This window comes from Streptomyces sp. NPDC045470 (assembly GCF_040646595.1).
Taxonomy (GTDB): Bacteria; Actinomycetota; Actinomycetes; order Streptomycetales; family Streptomycetaceae; genus Streptomyces.
The window spans coordinates 63,532-79,606 of the sequence record NZ_JBEZAN010000027.1 but is presented as its reverse complement, the minus strand read 5'-3'; the positions used below and the strand labels follow the sequence as shown (position 1 = coordinate 79,606).

Genomic DNA, 16,075 nt, shown 5'->3' with positions numbered 1-16,075 from the left:
TCGTCGCACGAGGGCGGCCGTACGGTCCGCTCATGGGTGACAGTGGTCCCGAGGGCCCGTGCTGCTGGTGGTGCGGCCGGCCGCTCGGCGAGGGCTCTGTACGGCGACGGTACTGCGCGCGGCCGAAACACCCCTAACCTACGCAGCCGTGACGGTCGGCGCGCAGTTCGGCCAGGGCCCGAAAGGCCCGATAAGGTGCTGTTGTGACTGAGACGCAGGACAAGACGCGCGAGGAACTGTTCGCGCTCGACCGGAAGATGCAGGCAGAGGGGTTCGCGGCCGAGAACGCGGCCACGGTGGACGACGGGATCATCCGGTACGCGGCCGCGCACGGAGTCGACCTGGTGTCTGTTCACCCGCTGACCGGGGAACCGCTGGCCTAGCTGGCAGCGAGCGCGGCCAGGCGCCTCATCTCGTCCACGCCGTCGTTGCAGCACTGCCCGCACACCAGCCGCCGTGTCTTGGGCCGCTCGGGAAGCCGGATGTCGTAGGGCAGCCGAGTCTCGTCCTTGAGCTCGCGCAGGTCGTAGTCGCACTCCGCGCAGACCAGCCGGGCGGCGCGGGCCTGCTTCTTCGACCAGGCGGGCCACTCCGCCGACAAGGCCAGCTTGGCGATGGCCATCCCCTCGGCCCGGGGCTGGAACAGGACGAAGTCCCAGCCCGGGGCGTCCTCGGGGATGTCGGCGACGGTCTGCTCCAGCGACGGCATCCACGGCACCATGTGGGGCAGGTCCTTGCGCAGGATGCGGACCTCCTCGCCCTTGCGCATCGCCTTGCTGTAGGAGGAGGCGAGCGGGAACCGGAAGGCCGACACGATGGTGTGGGGAACCTGGAGCAGGTCCAGGTCCCGGCCGATGTCGGCGGCGGTGGCCTTCCACTCGCCGCAGTCGGCCTCCCGCCACATGGCCAGCCCGTCGGCGTTCAGCTTCCCGGACGCGTTGATCGTGCTGACGATCCGCCGCTGTGCGGCCCGTACCTCCGGGGCGACCACCTCGGTCACGGTCTTCACCTCGTCTCTCCCGGCGCCTGCGGACGGCGCCGTCCGCGCTGGTCAACGAGCCGGGGCCGTGGGAGAGCTTCCGCCGAACCGGTTGGACCTCTTAGCCCCAATACCCCCAACCTGAGTGCGCTCGTACAACTGCGACCAGATGCGTCGCGCGTCCGCGGATCGCGGACGACTGGTCAGGGCTGGTTGGTCCTGTTGGTCCCAACGGCCCTAACCAGCGGTTCGGCTGCCCGGACCTCGGCGACGCGGTCACTGCGCCACAGCACGATCTGCGTGGTGCCGAAGCCGTACCAGCCGGTGCCGATGGCCGACCGCAGTCGCGGGTCGGCGCGCTCCCAGTGGGCCAGGCGCCGCCGGTCGTGGTCGTCGACGTCGTACGGAGCGGCGGTGAGCGCCGCGGGGCGGGTGTCCTTGAGCCAGGTCACCGTGTGGTCCAGCCAGCCGCTGTCGGGGTGGGGCGTGCCGTACCGGGTGCACGGGTCGCCGACGCCGTAGCGGGGGCGGCAGCCCTGGCTGCCGTCGCGCAGCAGCCATCGCGGGCAGCAGCCGGCCTCACTGAGCCGCAGGCCGTAGCGCTGCGCCCACGTGACCATCACCTCTTGGCGGGCCCGGGTGTCCGCCGCGCCCTGCTCGTACGTCGCGGGGTCGGTGCGGCGCAGCGGGGGCGCCAGTCCGTAGGGCCAGCGGATGCCGCGCTCGTCCTGCCCGAGAACGGCGGCGGCGCGGTCGTACAGGTCGCTCACGGCCTGGGCAACGAACCGCAGTCCTGCGAGGTCGCTGATGGTGCGTCCGTCCGGGGAGCGGGCAGGCCGTGGCGGGCGGCGCGCAGTTCGGCCAGGAGCGCCAGGACCTCGTCACGGGCGGCGGCGGCCGCCGTGCTGGCGGGCGGTTCGGTGCTGTAGGCGTCGAGGTCGAGGTGCAGGGAGTGCAGCCGGGCGGCGAGCCCCGGTCCGTCCAGGTCGCGGTTCCAGGCGCTCATCTGGTCCGAGGTGGCGGTGCGAGCCAGCTGCGGCCACTCGTCGTTGAGGCAGATCAGGTCCCACATGGCGGCCCGCAGCCGGGCCTCGTTGGCGTGGCACCAGGCGTCACCGGCCCTGTCGCGGGCGCGCTCGGCGCGCTGGAGCTCGGGGTAGCGGTCGCCGCGGTAGGAGGCGGCGTCACGCTGCAGGCGTACGTAGCGGCTCTCCGCGCTCGTACGGGAGGCCAGGCCGAGGGCGTCGGCGATCTGCTGCCAGGACGCCTTGCGCTCGCGGGCGGCCCGGGTGAGGTCGCGTTCCAGGGTGTCCAGCGCCGCCCGGGCTTCGTCGAGCTGGGTGAGGGCGGCGAGGACGTCGTCGGCCGGCACCTCCGGCGGCCGCTGGGTGTCGTCGAGGGCGCCGTAGCCGTCGGCGGCCGCGCGTACCGCGTGCATCGCGCGGACGGGGTCGTGCCAGCCGCGGCCGCCGCCGTACCTCGCCCGCAGCAGTGCCTCGGCCTCCTGCAGCTGCTGTTCACGGATCTCGGGGTCGGTCTGCTTCGCCATGGCGGGCAGCCTGCCATCACACGGCACTTGTCCGCGAATCGCGGACAGGTTGATTCGCGTCCCGGCTTCGGCGTTCGCTCACGGACTGCCGGTCCGAGCCACCAAGATGGACTCGGGGCGCCGTGCGGCGGCCTCGGCTCGTCGCGAAGGACCCGAAGCCATGACCGACAAGACGCCCGCCGAGCTCGCCGACGTGGCGGCCGAAGCGATGCGAGTCATCAACGAGCTGACCAGGAGCCGCAGTCGCGACTGGAAGTACCCCGGCGACGTCTACAGCCTGATCGGCAGCCTTTCCCCGATGGCGATGATGCTGCCGCAGGCCCTGGACCAGGCCGCTCGTCTTATCGCTGGCCTCAACGAGGGCGGCCACCTGCGCAGCGACAAGGACCACCATCTCGAAGACGACCTCGGAGAGATCTTCCACGGTCTGGATGCTGCCCGCACCGCGGCCGAGAGGCTGTACGACTCCCTGACCCGTGCTCACAGCGGCCTGGGCTCCCTCAGGTACAAGGACTGATGGCCCGTCTCGTCGGCCAGGAGTAATCCCTGTCCAGGCACAGTCAGACCTGTTAGCTCCAACGCCCCTAAAGGGGGCGGGCGGCGGGGTTGGGCGCGACGACCGTCTCAGGTGCCGTGAGAGGTGCTGCCTCGACGACTTGCGGCCGCTGTCCGTGAATCGCGGACATGTTCGGTCACGTCCCGGCGATGGCTTCCAGCGTCTCGCGGGCGCCGGCGGGGACGTCGGGGTGGGCCCGGAAGGGGTGCGCGGTGTTCAGCAGGGTCCACCACAGCAGCCGGGCGGCGCTCTCGTCGACCGGATCGCAGAGCAGCTCGCCCTCCAGCTCACGTGCGGCGAGGTCGGCGGCCCGGCCCAGGGCGTGCGGGATACGGAGCAGCTCGATGACGCCGGGGCTGTCGCGCTCCTCCGCAGGCACACGCCGAAGCAGCTGCTCGACGCCTTCCTCGATGCGGGCCTGGACGAAAACGGCCAGCGCGCGGACGGTGTCGGCGGTGGGGAGCGGGGGCGTCATGGCGGGAGCGTAGCCGGGCGTCACCGGCCCGCGTACGGCCCGTCCCGGATCGGCAGGCGATCTTGCGTGACGGTCTTCCGGCGTTCCTCGGCGGCCCTGCCGCAAGGGGCGCCGAGCGCTTTCGTAATCCGGCTGGTCAACCCCTGTTACCCCCATTGGGTCCAACAGGGGCAACAGGGGCAACAGGGGCGCGCTGCAGGATGCCGGCGCCCGGATGCTGCTCTTCCACCCGGCGCCGAGACACCCCTCAGCCGGGGCCGCGCTCGCCCTCACCCCAGTGGAGCGCGGGCGGAGGCGGCCCGCGCGGTGCGGTAGCCCGTACGGACAGCCGGGCCAGCACGTTCGGCGATCGCGTCACGCGGATGCCGCGCGAGTGCGGCACGCAGCCAGCCCCGGCGACGACAACACTCGTTTCATGAGCGAGAGATCGTGGCCGACCATTCAGGACTGGCTCGACAACGCGGCCGGCGCCAACATCGCGGATGCTCTGGCGCACGGCGATCGGGGCGAGCAGTTGCTGGAGCTCTACGCCAAGGACGTGCGCGACACGGTCACCGCCGTGTTCGGCGAGGTGACGCTGCCCGCGCTGACCCTCTACGTCCACGCGATGGCCCGCGCCGACCAGATCCTCACCGAGAGCATGGACGACCTGCCCGAAGGTCTTCAGGACCGGACGGGCGCCGAGATCCACTGGCACATCACTGCTGCCTGCTGGATCGCCCGTCAGGACGCCCGGTGACGTACCGCGTCAGCCTCCAGTTCCGGGCGGACGGCCCGGCGGTCACCGGGGAGTGGGCTGATGAGACCACCGCCCGCCGGATCTGGCGCGACTGGGTCGGGCTCTACGGCAGCGACGACAGTGTGGTCATTCGGCTCGTCGAGGAGAGCGACGGCCAGGAGCAGGAGCTCACCGCCTGGAAGCACGGACAGGTTGCGGGAGGGGAACCGAACGGCAGTGCTCACGGCCTGCCTGGTCACATATGCGGATGATCTACCGCATAGCTCCACTGACCAGCCCGGACACCCGCCACCGCCGGGGGGGCGACCACGTGGAACACCTCCGAGACGGCCCGCAAATGGGCCGTGGAGCCTCGAACTCCACCTCTCCGTCCCCGAGTGCCCCGGCAGGCTCCGGGAGCTGCACACGGCCATCCAGGGACGCGCCGCCGTGCTCTTGTAGGTCGCCGCGCGAAGCGCGTCCGTGTTCATCGGCGAAGCCGATGGTGTGGAAAGTCGTGCCCGAAGGGCTCCTTTCTAGCTTTGACCTGCACTTTTCCCCTCAGCGTCAGTACCGCGGCGCGGCCCGTCACCCGAATGGGTGACGGGCCGCGCCTCTCTCCCTCTGGGCTATTAACAGGCCCGAGCGCTCGTTACTCGCCGGTGTTGGCACGCTCATGACCGGCCGTCTCCCGGCCTCTTCCCGTCGTGAAGCCGGGGTCACGGCATCCGCCTTCAGCGCGAGGGGGTCAAGATCATCCGCGCTGGGAGGGGGCGGAGAGGTGGCCTGAGCTGGGGTAATGGGGGACGGCTCGTGCCGTCCCCCATTACCCCAGGCCGGGGGCGCTCGGGCCTGTTAATAGCTCGGCCGACGCCTGCCGCCACTGCCCTCGGCCGACGGTGTCGTCGGTGCCGGCCGGCCGCTGACGTACGACGCCCCCGGCGCGGACATGCGCGTCGGGGGCGTCTGCCATGGAGGAATAGCTACCGCTGCGGGTCAGGCTCGTCGGCGGCCGAGGTGTCTGTCCTGTTCGGCCAGACGCGCTCGTACTCCCTGCGCAACGCTGCGCTCACGGCTTCCCGTGCGTCCTCGGGAACGGATTCGTTCAGGACTCGCCCGACTCCGCCCAGGAAGTCCTTGTACCGCTCGGCGTTGTTCCGGTGACGCTGGGCATGAGCCGCATCGACTTGGACACGGGTGTCCTCTGCGAGCCCGGCGGTCCAAGCCGTGTTCGCCAGGTCCCCGAGCGCCCCGGCCGCGTGCATGGTGTTCAAGATGTCCAGACTGAACGCGGCTTCACCCGGCGTCCGACCGTTGAGGTCGCGCATGGAAAGTTTTTCCTCGATGTCCCTGACGGGCGGCCGTTCGTCGAGGGGAGCCCCTTCGCAGATCTGGCCACGCCAGGCCGCAGTGGCCAGTGCCCCCTGGAGCAGGGTCGCGATCGTCGCCACCTCCTCCAGGAAGTCCATCAGCTCAGCCCGGCTGCTGACCGCGCTGCCGGCCTTGAGGATCTGCGTGCCGGTCTCGTGTCCGATGCTGGGCTCGGTCGTCTCGTTCTGGGACATCGGGGCCTCTCCGCCATGTCGGTGATGAGGTGGCCATCTTCGCGAGGCGAGCAGCTGCACGATCGTGGTTCGGCGATTTCATTCGCCACGACCAAATCGGCTCGCTCAGGGGCTGCGCGCCCTTCCCCATGGCCAGAGGCGTCGTCGGTGCCGGCCGGCCGCTGACGTACGGCGCCCCCGGCGCGGACGTGCGCCGGGGGCGGTCTGTGTGACTAGACGGACGGCAGCCTGCCACCCGGACCGGTCACTGTCGCGGGGTCAGCCACAGGTGCCCCGCCTCGACCAGGTTCTGGACGCTCGCCCGGATCACCTGCGGGTCTGTGTGAGCCTGGCCTTCGAGGGCTTCCACGAGCAGTTTCACCATCTCGTCCTCCTCATGCGGCGGCATGTAGAGCTCCATCAGGTGTGCCAACTGCACGTAGATCCCGAGGTCCGTCAGCGTGATCTTCGTGTCGTTGATGACCGACTCCGGCACCACCACGACGTCCGGCTGGTTCTTCCGGCGAATCTCCTGCACGGCCATCCTCACCTCTCACTAATTAGCGCTCTTGTCCGATTTTTAGGTCTGGGCCATGTCGACGAACCGGCTGTAGTGGCCTTGGAAGGCGGTCGTGATGATCGCGGTCGGGCCGTTGCGGTGCTTGCCGACGATCAGGTCGGCCTCGCCGGCGCGCGGGGAGTCCTTCTCGTACTGGTCCTCGCGGTGCAGCAGGATCACGACGTCGGCGTCCTGTTCAAGCGAGCCGGACTCACGCAGATCGGAGACCTGCGGTTTCTTGTCGGTGCGCTGTTCGGGCCCGCGGTTGAGCTGGGAGAGCGCGACGACCGGCACTTGGAGCTCCTTGGCCATGAGCTTGAGCTGGCGGGAGATGTCGGAGACCTCCTGCTGGCGGGACTCCGGGCGGCGGCCGCCGCCGTACTGGAGGAGCTGAAGGTAGTCGATGACGACCAGGTCGAGCCTGCCGCGCTGCTTGAGCCGACGGGCCTTGGTCCGGATCGACATGGCGGTCAGCTCCGGGGAGTCGTCCAGGAGCAGGTTCCCGGCGTCGACCTTGGCCTTGGCCTTGGCCATCCGCTTCCAGGCGGCGTCGTCGAGCTGGCCGGAGCGGATGTGGTGCAGGGCGACGGGGCCCTCGGCGGACAGCAGCCGCATGTGGAGCTCCTTGCGGCTCATCTCCAGGGAGAAGAACGCGCTGGTCCGCCCGTACTTCAGGCTGGCGGACCGGGCCATGTCCAGGCCGAGCGTGCTCTTGCCCATCGCCGGGCGCCCGGCGATCAGGATGAGCTGGCCCGGCTGCAGGCCGAGGGTCAGGGCGTCGAGGTCGGCGAAGCCGGTCGGCACACCGGTGAGCTCGCCGAACTTGCGCTTCCCGGCGGCCTCGATGTCGTCGAACGTGTCGTCCATGCCGTACGAGGCGTCCATCAGCGACTCGTCGCCGCGCTGGCGGACCACGCCGTACAGCCGTTCCTGGGCCCGCTCGACGAGTTCGTCAGCGTCGCCGCCGCGGGTGTAGCCGCTGGTGGCGATAGCTGTCCCTGCGCTGACGAGGTTCCGGGCGACGGCGGCCTCGTAGACGATCTCGGCGTAGTACTCGGCGTTCGCCGCAGTGGGCACCTGCTGGACCAGCGTGTGCAGGTAGGCGGCACCGCCGATCTTGGCCAGCTCACCAGTCTTGGTCAGGTGCGCCGCGACCGTGATCGGGTCGGCGGGCTCGCCCTTGGCCTGTACGTCGAGGATCGCCCGGTAGACCGTCTCATGCGCCGGCCGGTAGAAGTCCGAGCCCTGCAGGACCTCGGCGACGTCGCCGATTGCGTCCTTGGACAGCATCATGCCGCCCAAGACGGACTGCTCGGCCTCCAGGTCCTGCGGCGGGATGCGCTCGAAGTCGCGCGGGTCGATGTCCTCGCCGGACGCGGCGGGCGCGGGGATGGCTACGCTCATGGTGGATCTCCGTTCACGGGATTCGGGCAGCGGCCGGGCCGGGCAAGGTTTCCGGCCGCTGCTGCTGTACGGGGAAGATCAGGAGGCGGCCGCGAGGGCGGGAACCTTGCGGCACTCGCACGGTCCGATCGGCAAGAAGGTCTCCGGGTCCTCGGCGAGGCCGGACCCGTTGCACTTCGAGCACTCCGGGGCAGCCGCCGCCGGGTGACTGCCCGTACCGGCCGGGGCCGGCGGGAGCGCCTTGAGGTGCATCCGGTAGATCGCCGTCGGCTTGAAGACCCGGTCCGGGTCGCAGCTGCGGGCCAGGTGGTTACGCAGCTTCGGCGCCGTCCAACCCGCGGCCAGGGCCTCAACGGCGAGAGGCAGCAGCATGTCGGCCACCTCGTTGCGGTTCATCCGGTCCCGGCCGGGAAGCCCGAGCAGCATCTCCAGCAGCTCCCGGTGCCGCCCGTCGTCCGCCTGGCCGTCACAGGGCTCGGGGACCCCGGCAGCAGCCGAAGCGGAGTTGTCTTTCGGCGAAGCCGTCTCTCTCGTCTCTGGCGCGTCAGCCTCGTCGGTCGGTGCACCTGAGGCGCCTGAGGAGCGAGAGAGAGATTGGTCTAGTTGATGTTGGTCTCGTTCAACCCCCATCTGTGGGGGTACCGAACCCCCTTCCGTGGGGGTACGTACCCCCTTCCGTGGGGGTACGGGCTGACCTGCGGGTTTGCGGATCGCTGCAGGTCGCGCCGTACCCCCATCGAAGGGGGTACGGAAGTCGGCAAGGGGCGGTGCCGTGAACAGCTCGACGGGTGGCATCGCGGCCTTCGCCTTCTTCGCGGCTGTCCGGGCCTTGGCGACCTTGTCGCAGTGCGCCTTGAGGGCATCACGGACCGCAGCCAGCCACCGGTCGAACTGGGCCTCGCGCTCCTTGCGGTCCTCGGGGGTCTCACCCTTCGGGCCGCGGTTCAGCGCGTACCACTCGCTCGTCGACCGTGCGCCGGTGTGGGAGGCCGGCGGAGTCTGGTGGACGATGTACCGGTTCCGGCGGACCAGGCCGATCATCGTGCGGACGACCTCGATCGCGCCGATGACCTCCAGCTGCAGCATGTACTTCGCGACGTGCTCCGGCTTCTTCAGCTGGAGGATCCTCGCCAGTGTGGCCAGGCCCGGCCAGACCTCGGTGTCGCTGCGCTCGCTGGTGTTGATGTGGGCGGACAGGCCCCAGTACAGGGTCCGGGCGTCGGAGTCCACGCCGGAGAACAGCACCCAGTCGCCGAGCTGGCTGAACGGGGCGCGTCGGCCAAGGGTGACCTCAAGGGTCTCGTCGAGTTCGTTCGGGTCGTTCACTTGGCCACCTCAATGGCGGCCGCGGTGGACAGGGCGATGGTGGTGCTGTTGAGCACGGGCGTCGTCGTCACGCCGTCGTTGTATGCGCCAGAGCGGACACCCCCGGAAGGGCTGGTCAGAGCGCTGTTCTTCGTCTGTGTCTGAGTCACGGCGCTGGTGTACGTGGCCGCGGACGTTACTGTCGCGGGTTGCCGTGACGGACGGCGTCGGGGGAGGTGGCGCATGGTGCGTGCGGCCCCTTTCGGGGTACGGGAGCCGCACGTCGGCGGGGTCTCGTCGGGTAACTAGACAAGTCGAGGGCAGTGCTGCGAAAACGCAGCTCGGCCGGTTACCCTGGCGAGTGGTGACCGGGCCCCGAGGGGTCGGGAGCCCGGCGTTACCGCCGACGTACGACTCAGAACAGTGGCTTTCTCAGGGCCTGGGCAGAGTCGTGATCATTGAGAGCCGTCACCTGTTCCCGCAGGTGGCGGCTCTCGTCATTACGGGGCGCGTGCGTGCATGACCACCACGATCGATTCGTTCCCCCGGTTTCGGAAACCGGGAACGCGCTGGTAAGAGACGCGTTGCGCAGGTCCGCACGACGCATGTGGTGTGTGTGAACGCTCGATCGCCGCAGGAGGTTCCGGCGTCCCGTTCTCCGGTAGCGATCTTGCGCAATGGCTCGCTGAGCGGGAGCGGGGCGGCGTGTCGAACCGGGGGTGGTGCATCCGCATGTCGGCGGGTACGCGTAGCCTGCACATCCGCAGGCACCTTTCATCGAGACGTGAGATCGGGTGTCTGATCGTCCGTCGACCTTCCACAACCGACGTGGCGACCAGCAGGCCCACCCCGCAGGGGTAGGGCCTGTTGTGCTTCCGGGCCGCATTCTCCACCTTCAGCCTGCACGGCGTGGCCTGGGGGCTGCGGCCGGAGTGTCGTCGTACCCCAGCGCACGCAGGACAGACTCCGGGTGGCCGTCGTAGACGACGTGAGGCTCGCCGTTGACGGGCGGGATGAAGCGGCCGGCGTACCGGAGCAAGTCCTCTTCCGAGAACGAGATCGAGTTCGCATCCACGTGGGCCTTAGCGTTGCGCGCCTTGATGCGGTTCCACCGCTCGTGGTGCGGCACGGGCATGTACAGCATGAGTGGTTCGGCTCCGGCCTCGGTGACGAGCGTGCGCCATTGCAGCCGCTCCTCCGGAGTCCAGAGCCCGTGGTCGAACACGATGTCCTTGCCCGCCGTCAGCAGCTCGTGCAGTTCGGCTGCGAGGTCGTCGAGCACCGGGCGTTCCCGCACCTTGAATGCTCCCCGTGGGAAGTCGACGCCGTATTGCCCGTGGCGCCGGAACATCTCCTCGTCGGGGCAGAGCCTGACTATGCCGTGGGCGGCGAGGGTCATCGACAGCGTGGTCTTGCCGGCCCCGGGCAGGGCGCTCAGCAACACGCAGCGCGGCACGCGTACGCGCATGTGCTCCTTCATCCCCGGCAGGCGGCACGCGAGTGTGTCACCGATTCGGGCGATCTCGTAGTCGTCGCCCGGCGGCAGGATGCCGAGGCGCTGGGCACGGAGCAGCTGCTCTAGGCGCTGCTCAAGGAAGTTGGTGAGGTCGTCGTCCATTACGTCCACGCCGCCCCCGCTCACAGCGCCACATCCGATGTCTCGACCCGGGTGCGGCCGGGGGCCCCGAGGTCCACGCCGTACTCCAGTGGCCGGCCCTCGCTGTCGAGGAACCGCGCAGAGAGCACGAGGATCGCCGCGGCGGCGCCGGGCTCTAGGTTCAGGAGCTCGGCATCCTCATCGGTAGTGGTGCGGGCGGCCGTCTTATCGTCGCGCTTCACGGCGTGGCGGCCGGTCCTCTGGGCGATCAGGTCCAACGAGGTGCCGCCCTGCAGACGCTCACTGCGCAGCAGCTCGGGCACGGCTCGGGCGAACTCGCTAGGAATCCAGGATGTTGAGTGCGCCACGATGCCGTGCCTGTCGCGGTAGACGCGGGTCCGCCGGATGACCTTGTCACCCGGGGCGACACCGAGCGCAGCTGCCACGTCGCGCGGAGCGGTGGCCATCATCGCCGTATGCCCGTCGGACCGTTCCCCGGAACCCCATGAAGATCCGGTGCGCTTGCCCCGTTCCAGGCGCTGAGCACCGGAGGACAGCGGTACCGGCTGGCCGATGCGTACGTACGCGGCGGTGGCGTCGTCGCTGCGCTTGAACCGCGGCCATCGCTCGCCGTCTGGGTCGGCGAGCTCGGCTTTGCGAGTCCGGGCGATCAGGGCTGCCGGGCCTTCCGTCCGCAGGAGGTCGAGCAGCTGGGCCCAGGTGAGCGCGTCGAACGAGTCGACGAGCCGGCTCGCGCCATCTGTGAGCAGCGCAGCCTGCTGCACCTGGGCGAGTTCGACGGTCCCGGTGATGGCCTCGTCGGCGGCGGCCGGATCGGTGGCGGCGACCCAGTAGCCGTTGGGGCGGTTGCGCAACCGCCGCTGAACGGAGACCAGCTTCGAGACGCGAGCTGTGTGCTCGGGGGTGCCGGTCGGCCCCTGGAGCGCGGCCCGCATCTCGTCCCCCGCTACCTCCTCGACCCGCTTGTCAGTGACGGTCTTGATGCCCTTGTCGCCGAGATCAAGCACGAGCACGTTGTCGGAGAGCACCAGGTAGTCGAGGGCGTCGGCGCGCTCACGGATCATCACGACGGTGGAGGCTGGGACGGCCTCCTGGTCCAAGGCGCAGGTGTCTCGGTGCAGGCCGTTGACCTGGTCGATGGCGGTCCGCAGTGCTTCGCGCATCGGGGTCGCACTGTCACCGATCAGGTTGATCAGGTGAGTGCCGAGCTGCCGGACGAACCACGGGGTGCCGTGGCTGCAGCCCATGGGCAGGTCCTTGGGGGCTGACAGGCCGTCCAGCACGACGACCCCGGTGGGGCTGACGTGGACTGTGTCCTCGTTCGCGGCACCCACACCTTGGGTCGATGCCATGGATACCTGCACGTCAGGCCCCTTCCGGGCGGTAGAACGACGTGATGCGCTCGCTCGCGACGATCTCCAGGGTGTTGGGATCGAAGCGGCTGGCGATCAGTGTGGAGAACCGCCTGGCCTTGAGCTCGCGGTGCGTGCTGGCCAGCTCTTGGGTGAGCCAGTGCACGACTCCACCGGAGCCGATGGCGTGGATGCCAGCGATGTACAAGAACGTTCCTTGACCGTCGGGGCGTGGGAGCCGACCGAAGTAGGCGATGTCGGCGCTCTCGCCTCGGTCGACCGGCGAACGGTAGATCTCGCCAGTGTTCCGGTCGGAGAGGAACCAGCCGTCGTCGTCCTTCTCGAACCGCAGGTGAGGGTCGCTCTCAAGGATCTGCTCGATCAGAGGCGACAGTCGCGGGCCGCAGATGACCACGAGGTTGTTCCGGTTGAGCCGGACGTTGCCGCCGACCGGGATCCCCTCGAACGCGACCTCCAGGCCAACATCTTCAGCCAGCTCCCGGAGCTGTTCGTACGTCTGGACGTCCTCCTTGACGATGGCGGAGCTCCGCATCGCCTTGGTACGGCCGTCCTGCAGTTTGCCCTCTTCCAGCTTCTCGCCGACTGCGACGATGACCTTCCCCGAGCCGAGGAAGAGACGCTCTGGCGGTGCTCCCTTGGCGAGCTGGCTTACTCGCCCCTTGCTGATGCCGAGTTCGGCCGCAAGCTGAGTGCTGGAGAGCTTGCCCATGCGCAGCGTCTCGTTCATGGCCTCGTTGCGCACAGCCTGGAATTCGTTGCCGTAGTCCTGCACTCGGCTGACCAGGCCATGTGCGGCTTTGGCCCGCTCTAGGGGATCGGACAGCTCCTTCAGCCGGGCCAGTGTGACGTCGTAAGCCGTGTCGATCTGCGATAGAGACGCGGTCGCGTCAGGCCGTTCCTCTTCCATCGTGCCTCCCTTCGTTACCTGGGCATGTTTACCGCACTAAACCCTACCGTTCAAGGTGGTTGACTCGCGCCGCGGGCCAGTCCTATGGTTTCAGTGCACGGCCGGTTTAGCGCGCTAAATCGACACGTTGCGTTAGCTATACATGCACGTCAAGGGCGCTTCTCGCGCTATTGCGCTCGCTCTGCGGCGGGTGCACCTCGGCACGGTCATGCCTTAAGTGCGCTCCGGATCCACCCCTGGGCCCCGTGAAACTGCGGACCGGTCCGGTCGGAGAAGTACCTGTTGGCCTTGAGAACTCCACAGTGGACATGAATTTCGGGCCGCGGCGCCCCTGCCGTCAGTGATGACGAGATGACCCCCTCACCAGCGCTTTTGGTTGGTGTGGTCTTGAGCGGGGGGCTGGCCGCATGGCAGCCCGAGAGCGGATCTGAGCAGGGCCCCAGGGGTTGGGTCGGGGCTGGCGTCGAGCCAGCGTGTGCAACTCCCCATCCGCTCACCGCGCCGTCGGTCGCGATCGACGGCGCACAGCCCCCGGCACGGCGCTGGAACGCCATGTGTGCCGGGGGCTGTCACGGACCAACCCAGTCACAGGGAGACGATCCGCATGTCCATCATCTCAGCCGCCCTCCCGTTGCGTCCCGAGGCCCTGACCAATGGCGTCGAGGACGTCGTCGCCGAGGCGTGGAGCGTCTACGAGGACGTCAAGAGCCTGTCTCGGGTCGGCGTCGACGTCGCCGTCACCGTGACGCCCGGCACCATCACCGCCGACCTCACCGTCAACCCCCTGGCCGCCCACCTGCTGCCCGCCCTGATCGGCGAGCTGGAGAACAGCGGCATCACCCGCACCCCGGGCGGTGCCCGCGTCTTCGGCACGATGTGCGAGGGCCGGGTCCACCTGTGCGTCACCGTCGACAGCGCCGAGATCACCGTCGAGACGATCGAGGGCCTGGTCGCCGCCGTCGACACCGACCTCGACGCCGCCGTGGGCACGCCGCACACGGGACACCTCGCATGACCCCGCAGGAGCGGGCCGCGAAGGACGCCGCCGACGCCGTCCGCAAGGCCGAGCAGGCCCGGCAGAAGGCCGAGGCCGACCTGCAGCGCCACGGCCAGGCCCGGGCCGGAATGGGGGCCCGGCGATGACCATGACGGCCAACGTCCGGATCGTCCCGGCTGGCGTCCTCGACGACCTGCGCCGGCGGGCCGCCCTCGGCGACGCGGTGCAGGAGGTCGTCCAGGAGACGGAGCTGCTGTCCATCCACCACGCCGCCACGCTGCACGCGCTGCGTACCACGACGGCGCGGGCGGACACGGCCGCGGCCTACCTGGACGCCGCGACCGACGACCTGACGGTCGCGGTCCTGCGCCGGACCCGGGCGGTCTGCCTGCTGGAGGCGATCGACACCACCGGGCTGCCGCCCGCGGCGGCCGCGCAGATCCGCATCGCCTGCCGCGTCCTGGAATACGGCGGTGAGGAGGGGCCGGGATGACCGGCACCCCCTCCTCCCCCGTCGCCCGCTGGCTCGGACGGACCTGGCGCCGCCTGCGGCACACCGCCGACCAGCTGCACCCGGCCGCGCTCGTGGCGCTGGCCCTGCTCGGGACCGGCCTCGGCTACGCGGCCGGTCCCGTCCTGGAGTGGGTGCTGACCGCCGTCGTCGACGTCGTGGTGGCGTCGGCGACGGCCGTACCCGCTCTGCTCGGCGCCGTCCTGATCGGACGCTGCGCCTGGCGCACCGCCCTCACCCTCTCCTCCCACACTGCCGCCCGCCGCGCGGGCACCAGGGGGTTCACCTCATGAACTGGTTCATCAGCCCACGCCGCTACACCCGCCTCCTCGCCGACTGGCTGCACTCCGAGGCGCGCGTCCGGGCCGTCCAGCTGCGCCTGGCGCGCATCAAGGCCGAGCGCGACGACGCCGACCGGACCGCCGAGGCGCTGCTCGACTGCGCCGTCGAGCGGGCCAGCCGCATCGAGGAGCTGGAGCGCGAGGCGGCCGCCCAGCGCGGCCGCCTCGACCAGCTGGGTGCGGACCTGGACCGCGCCGCCGTCGAGGTCACCGAACTGCGCCGTGTACGGGAGCTGCTGGCGGCCACGCTCGACCACTACACCGACGCCGTCACCCGGCCCGTGCACGTGCTGATGCGCGACGGCCGCGTCCACAGCGTCCACCGCACGCCGGGCCAGGCCGACCAGGCCGTACACCAGGCCGACCCGGCCCTGCCGACCCCGCTGACCTGGGACCCGGCGCCGGAGTGCGGCCCGGTCACCGGCTGGCACTGCGCCCAGCGCACCCTGCCCGCCCTGCCGCCGGCGCCGCAGGAGAAGGCGTTGGAGGAGTACTTCCGGTCCCTGGAGGCCGGGGCCCGCCAGCCTGCCGCCCTGCCGCCGTCCGCGGTGGCCGACCCGCAGATCAGCGACGAGGCCCTGGTCGCGCATCTCGCCGAGGGCTGCGCGGACTGCCCCGTGCTCGGCACGCTGGACAACCTGCTGCTGGTCAAGTCCCACCAGATCGCCCGCAGGGCCGGGGCGGCTCAGGCCGCCGACCAGATCCAGCAGGAGCTGCAGCGCCGGGTGCGCGCCGGGCAGCCTGCGGAGGTGACGGCATGAGCAGGCGCTACCGGATCGCCCGCACCGCGGGTTTCGCGGTGCACAACGTCCTCCCGCTCGTGGTGTTCACCGGCGTGGCCGTCGCGGCCTCCCTGGTCCCGGCGTTCGGCGCCCAGGGGCCGTCGGACCTCGTCGACCTCCGCGCGACGGGCGGCACGCTCCCGCTGCTGGCCGCGCTCGCCGTCCTGACGCTGTGGTGGCTCTTCGCCGAACCGTGGGTGTGCGGAGTGATCGAGCGCTGGTACCTCGACGGCGCGCCGCCCGACGAGTGGCTGGCCTACTTCGGGCTGGAGGAGTCCTGGCGCACCCCGTCGGCCAGCGCCGCGGACTTCCGCCAGGCGCACGGCGACCCGGCCGGGTGGGACGCGACCGACTACGAGGTGCACCAGAACCTCGCCCCGCGCCCGAAGGGCGACGGCGGGGCCCGCGATACCCAGGACTGACCACGCCACGGTGACCGCCCGCCCGACGGGCGGTC

22 protein-coding genes are annotated in these 16,075 nt (G+C 70.2%); 10 read left to right on the top strand and 12 right to left on the bottom strand.

The window, feature by feature from the left end:
- Positions 1–203 precede the first annotated feature (203 nt).
- The gene (locus AB0A97_RS38365; RefSeq protein ID WP_361159662.1) at positions 204–383 is read left to right on the top strand and encodes a hypothetical protein; all 180 of its coding nucleotides are present in this window, start codon (positions 204–206) and stop codon (positions 381–383) included.
- Here AB0A97_RS38365 and AB0A97_RS38360 read toward each other — a convergent pair.
- The 3 genes from AB0A97_RS38360 to AB0A97_RS38350 all read right to left on the bottom strand — a co-directional run bounded on the left by AB0A97_RS38360 (position 380) and on the right by AB0A97_RS38350 (position 2,528).
- Positions 380–1,009: a hypothetical protein gene (locus AB0A97_RS38360; RefSeq protein WP_361159659.1), complete on the bottom strand. Its 630-nt coding sequence runs from the start codon at positions 1,007–1,009 to the stop codon at positions 380–382. The two genes, AB0A97_RS38365 and AB0A97_RS38360, sit on opposite strands and share 4 nt — an antisense overlap.
- 173 nt (positions 1,010–1,182) lie before the next feature.
- Positions 1,183–1,749, bottom strand: coding sequence for a hypothetical protein (locus AB0A97_RS38355; protein ID WP_361159656.1), 567 nt, complete (start codon positions 1,747–1,749; stop codon positions 1,183–1,185).
- A complete protein-coding gene (locus AB0A97_RS38350; RefSeq protein ID WP_361159654.1) occupies positions 1,746–2,528 on the bottom strand; it encodes a hypothetical protein in 783 nt (260 codons plus the stop codon). The genes AB0A97_RS38355 and AB0A97_RS38350 overlap by 4 nt, the downstream gene beginning before the upstream one ends.
- A 160-nt stretch (positions 2,529–2,688) precedes the next feature.
- On the opposite strand from AB0A97_RS38350, the gene AB0A97_RS38345 reads away from it, so the two are divergent.
- Positions 2,689–3,045: a hypothetical protein gene (locus AB0A97_RS38345; RefSeq protein ID WP_361159650.1), complete on the top strand. Its 357-nt coding sequence runs from the start codon at positions 2,689–2,691 to the stop codon at positions 3,043–3,045.
- Positions 3,046–3,220: 175 nt separating this feature from the next.
- Here the strand turns inward: AB0A97_RS38345 and AB0A97_RS38340 are convergent, their stop codons facing one another.
- Positions 3,221–3,559, bottom strand: a complete 339-nt coding sequence (locus AB0A97_RS38340; RefSeq protein WP_361159648.1) for a hypothetical protein — start codon at positions 3,557–3,559, stop codon at positions 3,221–3,223.
- Positions 3,560–3,974: 415 nt separating this feature from the next.
- Here AB0A97_RS38340 and AB0A97_RS38335 point away from each other — a divergent pair, with 415 nt between their 5' ends.
- The gene (locus AB0A97_RS38335; protein WP_361159645.1) at positions 3,975–4,298 is read left to right on the top strand and encodes a hypothetical protein; all 324 of its coding nucleotides are present in this window, start codon (positions 3,975–3,977) and stop codon (positions 4,296–4,298) included.
- The gene (locus tag AB0A97_RS38330; protein WP_361159642.1) at positions 4,295–4,549 is read left to right on the top strand and encodes a hypothetical protein; all 255 of its coding nucleotides are present in this window, start codon (positions 4,295–4,297) and stop codon (positions 4,547–4,549) included. Before AB0A97_RS38335 ends, AB0A97_RS38330 begins: the two co-directional genes overlap by 4 nt.
- Positions 4,550–5,260: 711 nt before the next feature.
- Here the strand turns inward: AB0A97_RS38330 and AB0A97_RS38325 are convergent.
- The 8 genes from AB0A97_RS38325 to AB0A97_RS38290 all read right to left on the bottom strand — a co-directional run bounded on the left by AB0A97_RS38325 (position 5,261) and on the right by AB0A97_RS38290 (position 12,987).
- A complete protein-coding gene (locus tag AB0A97_RS38325) occupies positions 5,261–5,842 on the bottom strand; it encodes a hypothetical protein (protein ID WP_361159639.1) in 582 nt (193 codons plus the stop codon).
- 244 nt (positions 5,843–6,086) lie between these two features.
- Positions 6,087–6,359, bottom strand: coding sequence for a hypothetical protein (locus AB0A97_RS38320; protein WP_361159636.1), 273 nt, complete (start codon positions 6,357–6,359; stop codon positions 6,087–6,089).
- 42 nt (positions 6,360–6,401) lie between these two features.
- Positions 6,402–7,784 (bottom strand): replicative DNA helicase, encoded by a 1,383-nt coding sequence (gene dnaB / locus AB0A97_RS38315; RefSeq protein ID WP_361159634.1) that lies wholly within the window; start codon positions 7,782–7,784, stop codon positions 6,402–6,404.
- 78 nt (positions 7,785–7,862) lie between these two features.
- Positions 7,863–9,110, bottom strand: coding sequence for a hypothetical protein (locus tag AB0A97_RS38310; RefSeq protein WP_361159632.1), 1,248 nt, complete (start codon positions 9,108–9,110; stop codon positions 7,863–7,865).
- The gene (locus tag AB0A97_RS38305; RefSeq protein ID WP_361159629.1) at positions 9,107–9,259 is read right to left on the bottom strand and encodes a hypothetical protein; all 153 of its coding nucleotides are present in this window, start codon (positions 9,257–9,259) and stop codon (positions 9,107–9,109) included. The genes AB0A97_RS38310 and AB0A97_RS38305 overlap by 4 nt, the downstream gene beginning before the upstream one ends.
- A 725-nt stretch (positions 9,260–9,984) precedes the next feature.
- Positions 9,985–10,707, bottom strand: a complete 723-nt coding sequence (locus tag AB0A97_RS38300; protein WP_361159627.1) for an ATP-binding protein — start codon at positions 10,705–10,707, stop codon at positions 9,985–9,987.
- A 20-nt stretch (positions 10,708–10,727) separates the two neighbouring features.
- A complete protein-coding gene (locus AB0A97_RS38295) occupies positions 10,728–12,059 on the bottom strand; it encodes a UTRA domain-containing protein (RefSeq protein WP_361159624.1) in 1,332 nt (443 codons plus the stop codon).
- Positions 12,060–12,072: 13 nt separating this feature from the next.
- The gene (locus AB0A97_RS38290; RefSeq protein WP_361159621.1) at positions 12,073–12,987 is read right to left on the bottom strand and encodes a sigma-70 family RNA polymerase sigma factor; all 915 of its coding nucleotides are present in this window, start codon (positions 12,985–12,987) and stop codon (positions 12,073–12,075) included.
- 604 nt (positions 12,988–13,591) lie between these two features.
- On the opposite strand from AB0A97_RS38290, the gene AB0A97_RS38285 reads away from it, so the two are divergent.
- The 6 genes from AB0A97_RS38285 to AB0A97_RS38260 are packed head-to-tail and all read left to right on the top strand — an operon-like array spanning position 13,592 to position 16,040.
- Positions 13,592–14,002, top strand: a complete 411-nt coding sequence (locus tag AB0A97_RS38285) for a hypothetical protein (protein ID WP_361159618.1) — start codon at positions 13,592–13,594, stop codon at positions 14,000–14,002.
- Complete coding sequence (locus AB0A97_RS38280) at positions 13,999–14,130, top strand: hypothetical protein (RefSeq protein ID WP_361159616.1); 132 nt, start codon at positions 13,999–14,001, stop codon at positions 14,128–14,130. The genes AB0A97_RS38285 and AB0A97_RS38280 overlap by 4 nt, the downstream gene beginning before the upstream one ends.
- The gene (locus AB0A97_RS38275) at positions 14,127–14,477 is read left to right on the top strand and encodes a hypothetical protein (protein ID WP_361159614.1); all 351 of its coding nucleotides are present in this window, start codon (positions 14,127–14,129) and stop codon (positions 14,475–14,477) included. The genes AB0A97_RS38280 and AB0A97_RS38275 overlap by 4 nt, the downstream gene beginning before the upstream one ends.
- Positions 14,474–14,788: a hypothetical protein gene (locus AB0A97_RS38270; RefSeq protein ID WP_361159612.1), complete on the top strand. Its 315-nt coding sequence runs from the start codon at positions 14,474–14,476 to the stop codon at positions 14,786–14,788. The genes AB0A97_RS38275 and AB0A97_RS38270 overlap by 4 nt, the downstream gene beginning before the upstream one ends.
- Positions 14,785–15,597: a hypothetical protein gene (locus AB0A97_RS38265; protein ID WP_361159610.1), complete on the top strand. Its 813-nt coding sequence runs from the start codon at positions 14,785–14,787 to the stop codon at positions 15,595–15,597. The genes AB0A97_RS38270 and AB0A97_RS38265 overlap by 4 nt, the downstream gene beginning before the upstream one ends.
- The gene (locus AB0A97_RS38260) at positions 15,594–16,040 is read left to right on the top strand and encodes a hypothetical protein (RefSeq protein ID WP_361159607.1); all 447 of its coding nucleotides are present in this window, start codon (positions 15,594–15,596) and stop codon (positions 16,038–16,040) included. Before AB0A97_RS38265 ends, AB0A97_RS38260 begins: the two co-directional genes overlap by 4 nt.
- Positions 16,041–16,075: the final 35 nt, after the last annotated feature.